The sequence below is a fragment of the Actinotalea ferrariae CF5-4 genome (assembly GCF_000603945.1).
Lineage (GTDB): Bacteria > Actinomycetota > Actinomycetes > Actinomycetales > Cellulomonadaceae > Actinotalea > Actinotalea ferrariae.
The window spans coordinates 1-475 of the sequence record NZ_AXCW01000154.1 but is presented as its reverse complement, the minus strand read 5'-3'; the positions used below and the strand labels follow the sequence as shown (position 1 = coordinate 475).

Here is a 475-nt window from a genome sequence, read left to right as displayed (position 1 = left end):
TGACGGCGCTCTCGTGAATCTCCCCAGACCTGCTCACTGAAATTCCCCACCCGTGTGGCTCCGCCGGGAACGGCGGAGCCCCTTCGAGGCTGGCGGTCTCTGACCACTCGCCGGCCGATCGAAGGGGCTCCTGCTGCTCATGCTCACACGGGAGGAAGACATCGACGCGCACGCGTTGCACAAGCGGGGGTGGACGATCTCGGCGATCGCCCGCCACCTGGGCCGGGACCGCAAGACCGTCCGCGCCTACCTGACCGGGCAGCGGGTCGCCGGGGTTCGCGCCCCTCGCGGCCCGGACGGCTTCGCCCCGTTCGTCGAGTACGTCCGGGCGCGGCTGGCCGAGGACCCGCATCTGTGGGTCACGACGCTGGCCGATGAGCTCGAGCCGCTCGGCTGGTCCGGGGGCTACTCGACCCTGACCCGGCAGATCCGTGACCGGGGCCTGCGGCCGGTCTGCGAGCAGTGCCGAGGACTC

At 71.6% G+C, this 475-nt stretch carries 1 protein-coding gene; it reads left to right on the top strand.

Features of this window, described 5'->3' with window-relative positions; translation table 11 throughout:
* Window positions 1-139: 139 nt before the first annotated feature.
* Window positions 140-475 (top strand): terminase gpP N-terminus-related DNA-binding protein (locus tag N866_RS12965; RefSeq protein ID WP_034226987.1); only part of this gene is annotated, 336 nt, incomplete at its 3' end.